The sequence below is a fragment of the Alkalimarinus coralli genome (assembly GCF_023650515.1).
Classification (GTDB): domain Bacteria; phylum Pseudomonadota; class Gammaproteobacteria; order Pseudomonadales; family Oleiphilaceae; genus Alkalimarinus; species Alkalimarinus coralli.
Genome location: NZ_CP096016.1, coordinates 3,564,529 through 3,577,619, shown reverse-complemented (window position 1 = coordinate 3,577,619; position 13,091 = coordinate 3,564,529). Strand labels below are relative to the sequence as shown.

The 13,091-nt window shown below is 48.5% G+C and carries 13 protein-coding genes; 4 read left to right on the top strand and 9 right to left on the bottom strand.

The features are described 5' to 3' along the window. The first annotated feature begins 70 nt into the window (after window positions 1-70). Window positions 71-685, top strand: coding sequence for a molybdenum cofactor guanylyltransferase MobA (gene mobA, locus MY523_RS15980; RefSeq protein ID WP_250655679.1), 615 nt, complete (start codon window positions 71-73; stop codon window positions 683-685). Window positions 686-701: 16 nt separating this feature from the next. On the opposite strand, the gene moaE is transcribed toward mobA, so the two are convergent. From moaE to MY523_RS15955, 5 genes are all read right to left on the bottom strand, one after another. Next, a complete protein-coding gene (gene moaE, locus MY523_RS15975; protein ID WP_250655678.1) occupies window positions 702-1,169 on the bottom strand; it encodes a molybdopterin synthase catalytic subunit MoaE in 468 nt (155 codons plus the stop codon). 6 nt (window positions 1,170-1,175) lie between these two features. Further along, a complete protein-coding gene (locus MY523_RS15970; protein WP_250655677.1) occupies window positions 1,176-1,424 on the bottom strand; it encodes a MoaD/ThiS family protein in 249 nt (82 codons plus the stop codon). A 146-nt stretch (window positions 1,425-1,570) separates the two neighbouring features. After that, window positions 1,571-2,824 (bottom strand): molybdopterin molybdotransferase MoeA, encoded by a 1,254-nt coding sequence (locus MY523_RS15965; protein ID WP_250655676.1) that lies wholly within the window; start codon window positions 2,822-2,824, stop codon window positions 1,571-1,573. Window positions 2,825-2,856: 32 nt separating this feature from the next. After that, window positions 2,857-3,417, bottom strand: coding sequence for a molybdenum cofactor biosynthesis protein B (gene moaB, locus MY523_RS15960; protein WP_250655675.1), 561 nt, complete (start codon window positions 3,415-3,417; stop codon window positions 2,857-2,859). A gap of 242 nt (window positions 3,418-3,659) precedes the next feature. Next, window positions 3,660-4,031: a hypothetical protein gene (locus MY523_RS15955; protein WP_250655674.1), complete on the bottom strand. Its 372-nt coding sequence runs from the start codon at window positions 4,029-4,031 to the stop codon at window positions 3,660-3,662. A 402-nt stretch (window positions 4,032-4,433) separates the two neighbouring features. Between MY523_RS15955 and rho the strand changes: the two genes are divergently transcribed. The 3 genes from rho to MY523_RS15940 all read left to right on the top strand — a co-directional run bounded on the left by rho (window position 4,434) and on the right by MY523_RS15940 (window position 8,596). Next, complete coding sequence (gene rho, locus MY523_RS15950; protein ID WP_250655673.1) at window positions 4,434-5,696, top strand: transcription termination factor Rho; 1,263 nt, start codon at window positions 4,434-4,436, stop codon at window positions 5,694-5,696. 266 nt (window positions 5,697-5,962) lie between these two features. Next, window positions 5,963-7,435 (top strand): 4-hydroxy-3-polyprenylbenzoate decarboxylase, encoded by a 1,473-nt coding sequence (gene ubiD / locus MY523_RS15945; RefSeq protein WP_250655672.1) that lies wholly within the window; start codon window positions 5,963-5,965, stop codon window positions 7,433-7,435. Between the two features lie 153 nt (window positions 7,436-7,588). Next, a complete protein-coding gene (locus tag MY523_RS15940; protein WP_250655671.1) occupies window positions 7,589-8,596 on the top strand; it encodes a 2Fe-2S iron-sulfur cluster-binding protein in 1,008 nt (335 codons plus the stop codon). A 169-nt stretch (window positions 8,597-8,765) separates the two neighbouring features. On the opposite strand, the gene MY523_RS15935 is transcribed toward MY523_RS15940, so the two are convergent. The 4 genes from MY523_RS15935 to hemC all read right to left on the bottom strand — a co-directional run bounded on the left by MY523_RS15935 (window position 8,766) and on the right by hemC (window position 13,049). Then, window positions 8,766-10,004 (bottom strand): heme biosynthesis HemY N-terminal domain-containing protein, encoded by a 1,239-nt coding sequence (locus tag MY523_RS15935; RefSeq protein WP_250655670.1) that lies wholly within the window; start codon window positions 10,002-10,004, stop codon window positions 8,766-8,768. Then, window positions 10,001-11,170 (bottom strand): uroporphyrinogen-III C-methyltransferase, encoded by a 1,170-nt coding sequence (locus tag MY523_RS15930; RefSeq protein WP_250655669.1) that lies wholly within the window; start codon window positions 11,168-11,170, stop codon window positions 10,001-10,003. The genes MY523_RS15935 and MY523_RS15930 overlap by 4 nt, the downstream gene beginning before the upstream one ends. A gap of 102 nt (window positions 11,171-11,272) precedes the next feature. Next, entirely contained in the window at window positions 11,273-12,124 is an 852-nt protein-coding gene (locus MY523_RS15925) for a uroporphyrinogen-III synthase (protein WP_250655668.1), read from the bottom strand. Continuing rightward, complete coding sequence (gene hemC / locus MY523_RS15920) at window positions 12,114-13,049, bottom strand: hydroxymethylbilane synthase (RefSeq protein WP_250655667.1); 936 nt, start codon at window positions 13,047-13,049, stop codon at window positions 12,114-12,116. The genes MY523_RS15925 and hemC overlap by 11 nt, the downstream gene beginning before the upstream one ends. Window positions 13,050-13,091: the final 42 nt, after the last annotated feature.

The following is a 13,091-nucleotide window of genomic DNA, read 5'->3' as shown; positions in this document are numbered from 1 at the left end:
TGGTTATGAAAAGCGCATCACTTATACTGTCAGCCAAAATAGGGCGCTGATAGGCAGGTAGTAGATATTGATGAATAAGCAGTTGATGAATGTGGCAGGGCTAACCATTGATGCGGGAATTATCGCAGGCGGTTTGGGGTCACGTCTTGATGGTGCCGATAAAGGGCTACTGCAATGGCAGGGCGTGGAGTTTGCTCGCCACATTATCAAGCGTCTAAAACCTTATACTCGTAAACTGATTATTAACTGCAATCGCAATAGCGACCAGTATTGGCCTCTGGCTGACTTGGTGGTCAGTGACGGTGACGGGGCATTTGAAGGCCCTTTAGCGGGTCTAAAGTCCTTACTGCTGGCGTCTGATGCTGATTACTTGCTGGTATCGCCTTGTGATACTCCCGCCTTGCCTGAGGATTTCGCAGAACGAATGTTGCGTTGCCTTGAACAAAACCCCGGTGCGACCATTGCGGTAGATGATGGCGAACGGCTTCATCCGCTGCATTTACTGGTTCCGGTGTCACTGGCGGGCAGTATCAGCCAATACCTTGCATCGGGCGAAAGGCGCATGATGAAGTGGCTGAAACAGAATAATCTGGTTTGTTGCGACTTTTCCGACCAACCAGAGGGTTTTCTGAATGTTAATTCGTCTGAAGAGTTTGAAACGCTTATGCAGCGGGGTCGCCATTAATCTTGGCAGTCGTGGTTCAATCTTTTAGCGTTGTCTGATCTTTCCAGCGCTCTGCACGCTGCTGGTCTGTACCTTTCTCTTCCACCCAGTTCTCACCCGATGTGGTGCGCTCTTTTTTCCAGAAAGGAGCCTCTACTTTCAGGTAGTCCATAATAAACTCACAGGCGGCAAATGACGCTTCTCGATGCGCGCTGCTGACGCCAACAAAAACAATTTGGTCGCTCAGGTTAAGTTCTCCGACCCGGTGGATCACCCGAACATGTTCAATTGGCCACCTTTCATGCGCTTGATTAATGATTTTTTGCAGTGCTTTTTCGGTCATCCCCGGATAGTGCTCAAGGAACATGCCGGTTAGGTCGGTACGATCTCCAAACTCTCTGACAAGGCCGGTAAAACAACAAATAGCCCCGATTTTTGGGCAGTCCGATTTAAATGCGTCCATTTCTTCCTGGACATTAAAATCTTCTTTCTGAATTCGTATCATTAACTGTTAACCCCCTGTGACTGGAGGGAAAAAAGCCACTTCATCCGTTGGCTCTAGCTGACTGTTTAAGTGCGCCATCTCTTGGTTGATCGAGACTAATAGCTTGCCATTTTGCAATGCTTCATTCCAAGGTGCACCGCGCTCAATGAGTCGGTTAATAATATCCTGTGGCGATGTGATGCCAGCGGTATCTGTCCACTCCTCCTGGTCGCAGTTCAGTCGTTCTCTCAGGCTGGCAAAGAATAGTACTTTCATAGTCTGGCTCATTAATCTGCTGTTTGCTCTTTGTTGTATTGCTGGGGCGTTGGCTCATTGTAGGCCCAATAGCGGGTGTTGGCCCTGTCGTTTGCGTCGGCTCTATCGTTTGCTTAGCTCCGATTGTTTTGGGCTTATAGTTTGAGTTAACCGTTGCCAAAAAGTTCGGAGAACGGGCAAAACTCAACCAAATCACCCTTCTCGGGCACCGTGTGTTCAGGAATAATGGCGAAACCATCAGCCCAGGAGGCAGAGCTCAATACTCCCGAACTTTGATTGGGGTGGTTTTCTATTGTTGCAACACCGCTTTCATAGTTCAGTCGGGTTCGCAGGTACTCTCGGCGTTTGCCCGGCTTTTTCAGGCTAAAGGCAAGCGGCAGTTTAAAAGAGCGTGCGTTGAAACGCTCTGCGCCCTGACTTTTAAGCAGAAAGGGGCGGGCCAATATACAGAACGTTACGAAAACGGCACCGGGGTTGCCGGGCAGGCCGATGACCGGTGTGTTGCCAACCCGGCCATAAGCAAAGGGTTTACCGGGTTTGATGGCAAGCCGCCAAAGATTCAGCTCGCCAAGCGTGTTGATGGCCGCTTTAACATGATCCTCTTCTCCCACCGATACCCCACCGCTGGTGATGATTACATCGGCTGATTGAGACGCTTTGGTGAGGGCTGTAATGGTGGCATCCAGAGTGTCTTCGACAATGCCAAAATCGACAATTTCAAAGCCAAAGCCGTCCAGAAGCCCTTTCAACGTGTAACGATTTGAGTTGTATATCTGTCCTTCGTTGACGGTTTCTCCGGGTTCGACCAGTTCATCACCTGTCGAGAGAATGGCCACTTTTAATGGGCGATAGACCTCAATGTCAGAAACACCAATGGACGCCATCAGGCCCATGTCTTGCGCGCGGACGCGGTGGCCTTTTTTCAGAATGACCTGATTGGTTTGGATATCCTGACCCTGAGGGCGGATGTTTTGCTTCATGGTAAGGTTGCAAGGCAGCGATACCGCTTTTGTGCCAGACTGTGAGCCATCCAGCTCTGTGCAGTCTTCCTGCATAACAACTGCCGTTGCCCCTTCGGGAATGGTTGCACCTGTAAAAATGCGGGCTGCAGTGCCCGGTTTAAGTGGTTGCGGCACTGAGCCGGCAGGGATGCGCTGGGATATGTCCAGTTTGACCGTCCCGGCTTGCTGACAGTCCTCTATATTCACGGCATACCCGTCGACCGCGCTGTTATTGTGCGGTGGTACATCGATACCTGATATGACGTCTTTCGCCAGCACTTTACCGAGCGCATCTGCGACATGAACGCTGATGCTCTGCTCGACAGGCACCGCTTTGCTTAGCAACTCTTCCAACATGGCGTCAACTGAACGAAGCTGACCTCGGTCACAACAACTCATTGTTTACCCCTATAAGACTCTGATAGTGATTGTTAGCCTCGTGGCCCGCAATATGGTTTAACCGTATCTACAGGCTGATGCTGCTTGCCTGAGAGTAAACCAACAAAGTTACATGGGCGGTGGGTACTATCCAGTTGTTCTTTGATAATTTTGTTCCAACCTGTACGGCAAGCCCCCGTCGAGCCGGGTAAACAGAAAATAACCGTGTTGTTGGCAAGGCCTGCGAAGGCCCGGGATTGAATGGTGGAGGAGCCGATCTCTTCGTAAGATACTTGCCGGAATAGCTCCCCAAAGCCTTTAACTTGTTTATCGAAGATGGGGGTAAGCGCCTCAGGCGTGCTGTCCCGGTCAGTAAAGCCGGTGCCGCCTGTCACGATAACCGCCTGTACGTCGGGTCTCGCGATCCACTGGGAGACCACCGCGCGCATCTGGTAGATGTCGTCAGGAATTAAATTGCGGTCGATTAATTTGTGCCCTGTTTCTTCCAGAGCATCGACCAGGGCCTGGCCTGATGTATCATTTTCGTAGGTGCGAGTATCAGAAACAGTTAATACGGCAATATTTAGTGAAACAAAATCAGTAGCAGCACTCATGAGTCGTAGTATTCCTAAAGCTGGTATTCCTAAAGCGAGTATTCCTAAAGCGGGTCTTCCCAAAATTTAAACGGGTTGACGCCCATACTATCATTCCCTGACCGCCTCGCAAGTTTACCTGTATCAATAGTTGGTTTGTTTTATCCTGAGCCGCTCCTGTGTACGCATAGATTATTCCGCCACTATTTAATCCACCACTGTTTAATCCGCTACTATTTAATCCGCTACTGTTTAATCCGCTACTACGCGTATGCATTAATGACTGAGCCTGCCTGACTGTTGCTCAGCAACCCCGCTTGAGAGTAAGTGACAGGGCTTGACGCTTCTTGCTGGCGGTCAATGTAGTTGCTTATCAGATCGCTATTTGAAATCTGTTGTCGCCGGACTGCCTGGTTTATGTTTTGCAGGTCGCTATAGCCAGGGCTGTCACTACTTGCGCTGTTATCGCTGTTGGTCGCATTTTGATAGGCCTCGGTATAGGTATCGAGGTTATTCTGAGTTTGCTTGAAATCGACGGCCGTGGTCGCTACAACTCTGGCTGTGTCAGTGTCTGTGATTGAGGGATGATTAACTGCCTGGTAAACCTGTGCGAAGCTTGAATTATTGACTTGCATGTTGCTCTCCCTGGCCGAGGTTTAATAAATTGAGTGCTCCTGGCCATAATGTGTTGTACAAATTGCGTCTCTATGGCGTCTATTATCTTCGCTGTAGAGCTACAAAGGTATTCGTACAAGCACATAGCGCAGCGCAGTGATTTTACCTATATGGTGTAGTGAAATAGCGTATATTTTTCAGGATGGGCGCGCGCGGTAGCTGGGCGCTGTCTGGCGGGACAATAAAAAATTAGTAATTTTCTGGATTATTGTTATAATCCGGTCTATCTTTAGCTGAAACCCTTTTGAGGTTGCAGCTTTCTTCCTTCATCTCAGATGAAAGTGATTACAAATAAATCGAAAAATATTATCTGAAATTCCTTCAATTAAAACTCTCTTCTATCCCTATAGCCTACTAAAACTATGAATCTTTCCGAACTTAAGAAAAAATCCGTACCTGAGCTCTTAACTATTGCCGCCGAAATGGGACTTGATAACCTGGCAAGGTCCCGTAAACAAGATGTAATTTTCACGATTCTGAAGCGACATGCCAAAAGCGGCGAAGATATTTATGGTGACGGTGTCCTTGAGATTCTTCAGGATGGCTTTGGTTTTCTTCGTTCAGCAGAAGGTTCATATTTAGCAGGCCCTGACGATATCTATGTGTCACCGAGCCAGATTCGTCGATTTAATCTTCGAACGGGTGATACGGTCGCCGGCAAAATCCGGCCTCCAAAAGATGGAGAGCGTTATTTTGCGCTACTGAAAGTCAGTGAAATTAACTTCGATAAGCCTGAAAACTCCCGCAATAAAATCCTTTTTGAAAACCTTACCCCTTTATTTCCTAGCGACCGACTTGTTTTGGAAGTGGGTAATGGTAGTACTGAAGACCTGTCGTCCCGTGTAACTGACTTGGTTGCGCCGATTGGTAAAGGTCAGCGAGGCCTGATTGTTTCGCCGCCAAAAGCGGGTAAAACGCTGATGATGCAGAACATTGCGCAGTCGATTGTGCGTAATAACCCTGAATGTCATTTGATGGTTTTGCTGATCGATGAGCGGCCTGAAGAAGTAACAGAAATGCAGCGCTCTGTTAGAGGTGAGGTGATAGCCAGTACCTTTGATGAGCCACCGTCACGACACGTACAAGTGGCTGAAATGGTTATCGAAAAAGCGAAACGACTGGTTGAACACAAGAAGGATGTGGTTATCCTGCTTGACTCTATCACCCGTTTGGCACGCGCTTATAACACCATCATTCCTTCATCAGGTAAAGTGTTGACCGGTGGTGTTGATGCACATGCGCTGGAACGTCCAAAACGTTTCTTTGGTGCTGCTCGTAACGTAGAAGAGGGTGGCAGCTTAACTATTTTGGCTACCACACTGGTTGATACCGGCTCCAAGATGGATGAAGTTATCTTCGAAGAGTTTAAAGGAACCGGTAACCAGGAAATTCACCTGGATCGTAAAGCCGCAGAGAAACGTGTTTATCCTGCTATTAATATTCGTCGCTCAGGTACGCGTCGTGAAGACTTGCTGATGAGCGAGGGAGACCTTCAACGAGTTTGGATTCTACGTAAGTTGCTGCACTCAATGGAAGATGATGTGGGTGCCATTGAATTCCTGCTTGATAAGCTTAAAGATACCAAAACTAACGAAGAATTCTTCTTATCAATGAAGAAGCGATAGTTATTTTAAGGCTTTTTATAACACTGTATTTGTAAGTGCGGTGGTCGTGTAAGGTTCTAATTTAGTTTTTGGCTAAGTAATTACTTGAAAAAAGGCTGGTCGTTTATTGCCTGAAGTCTTGGTTTTTTTACCGATGGTTCAGCTTCAAACGCCAGCTTTTTTAATGCCCAGGATTTGGAGTCCGAAAGCCACTCCTTGACGATGCCTGCTAATCGCAACGAGAAATGCCTGTAAACTTAAATCGTTAAACAAAACGGATAAAGCAGATGAAATATAGCGACCTGCGTGATTTTATCAACAAGCTTGAAAAAGAAGGCGAGTTGAAGCGTATTACGATGGAGGTTGACCCTTATCTGGAGATGACTGAAATCTGTGACCGGACTTTGCGAAAAGGTGGTCCGGCACTGCTATTTGAAAACCCGAAAGGGTTTGATATGCCGGTATTAGGCAACCTGTTTGGAACGCCTAAACGTGTAGCAATGGGGATGGGGGAGCGTGACGTTACTGCGCTTCGTGAGGTGGGCAAACTGCTGGCTTTTCTCAAGGAGCCCGAGCCACCCAAAGGATTGAAGGATGCATGGCAGAAATTGCCGGCTTTTAAGCAAGTGCTTAACATGGGGCCTAAGGAAGTCCGCTCTGCAGCGTGCCAGCAAGTGGTGATTGATAAAGATGACGTTGATCTTTACAAAATCCCTATTCAAACCTGCTGGCCAGGGGATGCAGGGCCGCTGGTTACGTGGCCGTTAGTGATTACTCGCGGACCGGAAAAAGAGCGGCAAAACCTGGGGATTTATCGGCAGCAGTTAATAGGCAAAAACAAGCTAATCATGCGCTGGCTTTCACACCGGGGTGGTGCACTGGATTACCGTGAATGGATGCAGGCGAACCCTGGCAAACCATTCCCTGTGGCTGTGGCATTGGGCGCTGACCCAGCGACTATTCTGGGGGCTGTGACCCCTGTGCCGGATGCGTTGTCAGAATACGCATTTGCCGGGCTTTTACGAGGCTCAAAAACCGAAGTGGCATCGGCTCAATTAAGTGATTTGCAGGTGCCAGCGAGTGCTGAAATCATATTGGAAGGTTTCATTTACCCTGATGAGGTAGCTCCAGAGGGGCCATTCGGAGACCATACGGGCTACTATAATGAAGTTGAACAATTCCCGGTTTTTACGGTAGAAAAAATCACTCACCGAAAAGATCCTATTTACCATAGTACTTATACTGGCCGCCCACCGGATGAGCCGGCTATTTTAGGGGTTGCGTTGAATGAAGTGTTTATCCCGATATTGCAGAAGCAGTTTCCTGAAATCGTCGATTTTTATCTTCCGCCTGAAGGTTGTTCGTACCGCCTAGCTGTTGTGACGATGAAAAAACAGTACCCTGGTCATGCTAAACGGGTCATGATGGGCGTCTGGTCTTTCCTTAGACAGTTTATGTACACAAAATTTGTTATTGTTACAGATGATGACGTCAACGCAAGGGACTGGAACGATGTGATCTGGGCTATGACGACAAGAATGGATCCGGCGCGCGATACGGTGATGATTGAGAATACACCGATTGATTATCTTGACTTTGCTTCACCTGTCTCGGGGTTAGGTTCCAAAATGGGCTTGGACGCAACCAATAAATGGCCCGGAGAAACTGACCGGGAGTGGGGGGAGCCGATTGAAATGGATTCAGCAATAAAGCAACGAGTGGATGACATTTGGTCGCTGTTAGGCATTGATGAGTCCTGACACAGATATACCTGACTAAATTTGTCGGGTATATCTGTGTCTGATAGAATGCGCGAATATTGACTAGGGTCTTGGTAATACAAATGCCCTGACCAGCGCTTTTGTTGACGAGACCGCACTTTAATTTGGCCGTGCTTTAATTAGATCGTATTTATGTCATTAGTCACTTTATTGCCTAGAGGTTTGAAGTTTGAATCCCTGCCGGGGGAAACGGTGTTTGAAGCGGCTTTTAGACAGGGTATTCGCTTTCCTGTGAGTTGTGAAAATGGTGTTTGCCATATCTGTCAGGGGACATTGTTGTCTGGGTGTTGTTCAACCCCGGGTGGTCTTAAGGTTAGTGCGGTGAACACTGAATTAATGCTCTGCAAGTCAGTGCCGGAAGCTGATTGCGAGATAGAAATAGATGGCGTGCTAGAGCCAGGAGAAATTGCATTGAAAACATTTGCCTGTCAGGTAGAAGGAATTGAAGAGCTGAATCACGATGTTTATCGTGTAGTGCTTAGGCCTCCCGCAGGTAAGCGAGTTGAGTTTCACGCCGGACAGTATTTATCTGTTCTGATGGAGGGTCGAGAGCCTTCGTTCTTCTCAATTGCAAGCGCGCCAACTCTGCCTGAAGAGTCTGCCAACAGGAATATAGAGTTGCATGTGCAGGCGGCCGAGGGGTGGGAGTCTGCTTCTGCGGTTATCGAGTACATCAAAAATCATCCTGTAGTAAAAGTTCAGTTACCCTTTGGTAAAGCCTGTCTCACCAATAAACCGGACCAACCATTACTGCTGGTTGCGGCAGGAACAGGGTTTGCCCAGATGCAGAGTATTATCGAGCATGCCTTGGAGCTAAACCCGGAGCAGAAAATATCGCTGTATTGGGGGGGAAGGCAGGCCAATGATCTTTATCTGTTAGACAAACCCAGCGCCTGGCAGGTCTCATACCCAAACTTCTCCTTCCGCACTGTCAGTGGTGACATAGAGGATAATGAATGGCCGGGCCATCACGAGCAGCTGTTCAAGACCGTCTTGCAGGATAATCATGACTTAGCCGCTTGCCAGGTGTTTGCCAGTGGCTCACCGGGAATGGTGTACGCCACCATGGATGCATTCCTGGAGCAGGGAATGCCAGCGGAGAACTTTCACTCTGATGTACTGGAATACGCACCACGATAGAATTTGGGCCAGTACCTTCATCACCCTTGCCGCGGTGATGCAGCGAAGCGGAATCAAGGCGCGTTTGATGTGCTATAGCATAAACCCTGATTCCAGTCGTCCCTCCTTCCATCAAGGCTACGAACGCTCAGCCCCATAATAGTAGACTCGTTGTAGCCGTGATGCAGAGCTAACGTTTCCCTGGCTGAGGCAACTCAGGCAGGCCCACTAACTCCATAATACCCTGCATGAAGTACTCACTGCTTTGTTGGTGCTCTTCGAGATTGGCAGTCAGTCGGCATAATTCGCCAAAGGTTTGTGGCGTTTTCTTGATGCGGTGGCTGGCTTCAAAATACTCTTTTGCTTTTCCCCATAGCTGGTTTCGAAGGCTCAACCGCCCCAGTGAGAGTAGCAGAATGGCATTATTTGGGCGTTCTTTTAGCCAGTTTTCTGCTGTTAGCAGTTGTTCTTCCGGGCTATTGCCGCACACCTTGCCGTACAGCTCGATGAGCAGGTCACTCCAGTGGTTTCTTAATACTTTTCTTAGCAGTGTTTCTGCTTGAGTTTGTGCGCCTAAATTAGCTAAATGCCCGGCATAGGCGTGAATGATCACTTCATCTCGCCGCATTGAGCTGGGTAACCTGTCCCAGTGTTGACTCAGTTGTTCAGTGTTGTGGCTGCTACCCGACTGTCTGCGAACTTCGTCTGCGGTTTGTGCAAGCAGGTTAATCCAGGTTGCCCGTTCAAGTTCGTCCAGTTCGTGGGTCTCTGCGACATGGCGACGACGGAGTTCCGGGATTAATAGACTCAACTGGTGCCAGTCTTCCAGCTTGAAATAGACGTTTTTCAGCAGCTTTAGAACAAAAGGATGATTCGGGGATTGCTTCCTCAGGCGCAGCAGGGTGGCAAGCGATTGCTCCAGTTGATTATTGCCCAGTTGTAGCTGGGCCTGCGTTATGCCAACGGCGAGGTCGGAGCCGGGCGTACTTTCATAGGCTTTTTTAAGTAGTGTCTCGGTATCTTTTTCGTTGCCCTGCTCAAATGCGGCCTGTGCAGCAGCAAGGTAGTTAATAAGCGGTGTTTCTGCTTTTGGGGCGGCAGATGCAAGGTTCTTTTGAGCCCTTTTCCAGTTTCCTTCGGCAAACTCTAACAGCCCGCGAGTGGTCTTTTTTCGTGCTCGCTGGCCACCAGTTGATAACAGCCAGTTACTGACTCCGCCGGTCGATGACTTGACGCCTCGCCAACTTTTGGAAATCAGCCCAACGGTGACCAATAGCAGTAAGATTGCTGCGGCCGCAATCCATACACTTGTCTCCAGCAAGTAGTGGCCCCAGCTGATGCGAACGTAACCGGAGTCAATGGTCATCATCATTGTCATGGCGACCGATGCCAAAAGTGTGACGAGCATTAAAATGAAAAACGTTCTCATTCGGTTGCAGCTCCATCAGTATCCGCTTGTTTTGTTGCGCTATCTGTTCCTGCCTGTGGGTCAGACGATGCTGACGGCGAGCTGGGCACTTGATGCTGGCGATAGAGCAGGGCGACACGTTCTTTGAGTAGCAGTAGTGACTGTGAAATATCCGGTAGATCGGGGTTTATCTTATGAGCCTGCAGATCATTAAGTGTATTAAGTAAAAGAGCGGTGTCATCTTTGTTCTGGGAAAAGTAGGTCTTAATCCACTTTTCGGCTTTAGCAAGGCTCCGCAGATAGATTTGCTGGTTGCGGTCAAGCAACGCCAGCTCTGCTTGTTCAATCATCAAACGTAAGTTTTGCTGTAGATAGTAGACTTGATCGGGAGCCAGCAGTGGCTCCACCTGCTCGTCGAGACGACGAATGACCACCAGCTGTTTAAGCTCGCTTAGAGTTTGATCTAACAGGCGGCTGAACTGGTTTTCTTTGGTTGCCTGAGTGTTGTCGTCGGCTACAGCTTCGGCTGTAAAGCTTTCCAGACGTTGTGTTTGATAGTGGCTTTGGTCGAGCTTGTCGACAAGATCCAGCAGTGCTTCGAGCTGAAGATAAATGCCTTCACGGTCAATTTTTGATACTCGCTGTAGCGCCAGAATATCTTTACTCAGCTGCTTTCTGATGATGTAAAGGCCAGGGTCGTCAGACTCGGCTAATACACTGTTGGCCGCGTTGAGAATAGCTTCAGCGCCAATGGCGTCTCTTTCCATATTAAGCCGCTGGTTTGCCAGACGTATAAGATACTCCGCTTCTGCCAGTAGCCAGTCGGTTCTGCTTTGGCCACCGACTTTTGCCAGCTGCATGGCATTGTGTTCTGTTTGTCTGCGAAGTGTCGCCATTTGATCGCTAACAGCACGATTCTGAGTGAGCAGGTCTGTTCTATGTTTGCCTATCTGGCTTTCAAGCCGGTTGAGGCTTTCCTTCAGGGTTCCATCGTCTTTAGTAATATGTGACAGCTGAAACTTAAGCTGCTCGATCTGTTGAACATTAACCCAGCCATATGTTGCCAGCCCTCCCAATGCAGCGATAAGAATGATAATAATTATCCAGAGAGGCCACAGTCTTACTTTTGGCGAGGGCTTCAATGGTGTATCCGGAACGACTAATTGGGATTGGCTTTCGTTTGTCACTACAAATCCTGTTCTCTGAGGTCTATAGCATGAGTTTTCGGTCTACTCTATGCCGTTTGATACAATCTAGTTCGGTGCAATATGGTTTGGTACAACATGCTTTTATAAAAAATAGTTCGATGTAATACAGTCGACAAGCGCTTGTTTGTGTAACCCCTTAGGAACCCAGATGCTACTAAACCCCAATCTCCGAGCCTGATCTGCTACGCGTTCGCTCGGAACGATAACGGCTTTGTCTGTTATTACTGTTGTGTTTTTTAACGCTATGTCCTTATTCTGGCTTATCTTTACAAGGTTATGCAATGTCTCGCCACTTAAAGCAATCAGTATATCGGGGGAAAATGTTATCAATGCCTCATTAATTTCAGAAACCGTGTACTGGGGACAGTTTCGTTGATATAAGTCGGCATAGTCTACCTTAGCTCCGCGCAGTTCAAGCTGCTCCTTTATTAGCTCGCGACCTCCTGCCCCCCTCAAAATCAGAACTCGCTGATCCGTTAAGATGGCTAGTTCAGATAAGTTTAGCAGTGATTCGCTGTCATAGCCTTTTTGGGATGCAGTTGCGACAATGTCGGCCTCCAAAAGCGTGCGAGCCGTTTTTTCTCCCACAGCATACCACTTAATATCAAGCGGTAGTTGTGGCCAATACTGGTCGATCCACTGTAGTCCATAATGTGCAGCGTGGGTGCTAACGGCGATAATGTGGTGATAGTGATCCAGGTTAAGAAAGCAGTCTTTGAGTGTAGCGTACTGTTTGGTATTGCTGGCTGAAACCGGTTCAATGGTAATGGTGGGGAATTGAAGAGCGTCTGCACCCAGACTGTTTAAGTGGGCTGTTAAGGCTGCCCCCTGCTCATGTGGGCGAGCAACCAAGACTCGAACCCCCTTTAAGGAGGAGGTCGAGTTTGATAGAGGGGGCTGGAGGTTCTTGTCAGGGTCAGACTTATTGCTCACTATTGTAGACCGACTCCAATATTGCACCTGCCCCCTGCTCAAGTAGTGCTTCAGCCAGTTGAATACCGAGCTGTTCGGCCTGGTCGGCACTCCCTCTAACTTCATCGCGGATAATGCGGCTACCATCAGGCTCACCAACAAGGCCACGAACATAGAGTTGGTCGCCTTCAAGTGTTGCGTAACCGGCTATGGGAACCTGGCAGCCCCCTTCAAGACGACGGTTCATTGCTCTTTCTGCACTGACGCAAATCTGGGTCGGTTCATGAATTAGCGGTTTAAGCAATTCGATGACCTCATTATCTGCCAAGCGACACTCAATACCTAATGCGCCCTGGCCTGCCGCAGGCAAGCTGACGGTGTCTGGAATTGTGCTTTTAATTCGATCATTAAAGCCCAACCGCTTTAGCCCGGATGAGGCGAGAATAATGGCGTCATACTCCCCATTATCCAGTTTTGCCAAGCGTGTATTAACATTCCCTCTAAGCCACTCTATTTTTAGGTCAGGCCTTGACTCACTGATCTGGCAGCGTCTTCTGAGACTTGATGTGCCTACAACGGCCCCCTCAGGTAGCTCATCCAGATCGGCATACTGATTACTGACAAATGCATCGGTCGGATCTTCGCGCTCGGATATTACCGCCAGGCCTAAGCCGTCTGGAAACTCCATTGGCACATCTTTCATTGAATGCACGGCGATATCGGCCCGGTTTTCCAGCATCGCCGCTTCAAGTTCTTTAACAAACAGGCCTTTGCCTCCGACTTTGGCAAGAGGGACATCCAGAATTTTATCACCCTTGGTTGACATGCCCAGCAGCTCAACTTCGAGCCCTGGGTGCAGCGCTTCAAGGCGTGCTTTAACATGTTCTGCCTGCCACATGGCTAGTGCACTTTTTCGGGTTGCGATTCGTAGTTTCGAAATGGTCATTACTAGCTTCTTTATATTAAGGGTTGTTCACTGTGAGGCGTT

Coding starts and splice junctions, on each gene's coding strand:
- mobA (WP_250655679.1), top strand. CDS start 71: ATGAATAAGCAGTTGATGAATGTGGCAGGGCTAACCATTGATGCGGGA.
- moaE (WP_250655678.1), bottom strand. CDS start 1,169: ATGATACGAATTCAGAAAGAAGATTTTAATGTCCAGGAAGAAATGGAC.
- MY523_RS15970 (WP_250655677.1), bottom strand. CDS start 1,424: ATGAAAGTACTATTCTTTGCCAGCCTGAGAGAACGACTGAACTGCGAC.
- MY523_RS15965 (WP_250655676.1), bottom strand. CDS start 2,824: ATGAGTTGTTGTGACCGAGGTCAGCTTCGTTCAGTTGACGCCATGTTG.
- moaB (WP_250655675.1), bottom strand. CDS start 3,417: ATGAGTGCTGCTACTGATTTTGTTTCACTAAATATTGCCGTATTAACT.
- MY523_RS15955 (WP_250655674.1), bottom strand. CDS start 4,031: ATGCAAGTCAATAATTCAAGCTTCGCACAGGTTTACCAGGCAGTTAAT.
- rho (WP_250655673.1), top strand. CDS start 4,434: ATGAATCTTTCCGAACTTAAGAAAAAATCCGTACCTGAGCTCTTAACT.
- ubiD (WP_250655672.1), top strand. CDS start 5,963: ATGAAATATAGCGACCTGCGTGATTTTATCAACAAGCTTGAAAAAGAA.
- MY523_RS15940 (WP_250655671.1), top strand. CDS start 7,589: ATGTCATTAGTCACTTTATTGCCTAGAGGTTTGAAGTTTGAATCCCTG.
- MY523_RS15935 (WP_250655670.1), bottom strand. CDS start 10,004: ATGAGAACGTTTTTCATTTTAATGCTCGTCACACTTTTGGCATCGGTC.
- hemC (WP_250655667.1), bottom strand. CDS start 13,049: ATGACCATTTCGAAACTACGAATCGCAACCCGAAAAAGTGCACTAGCC.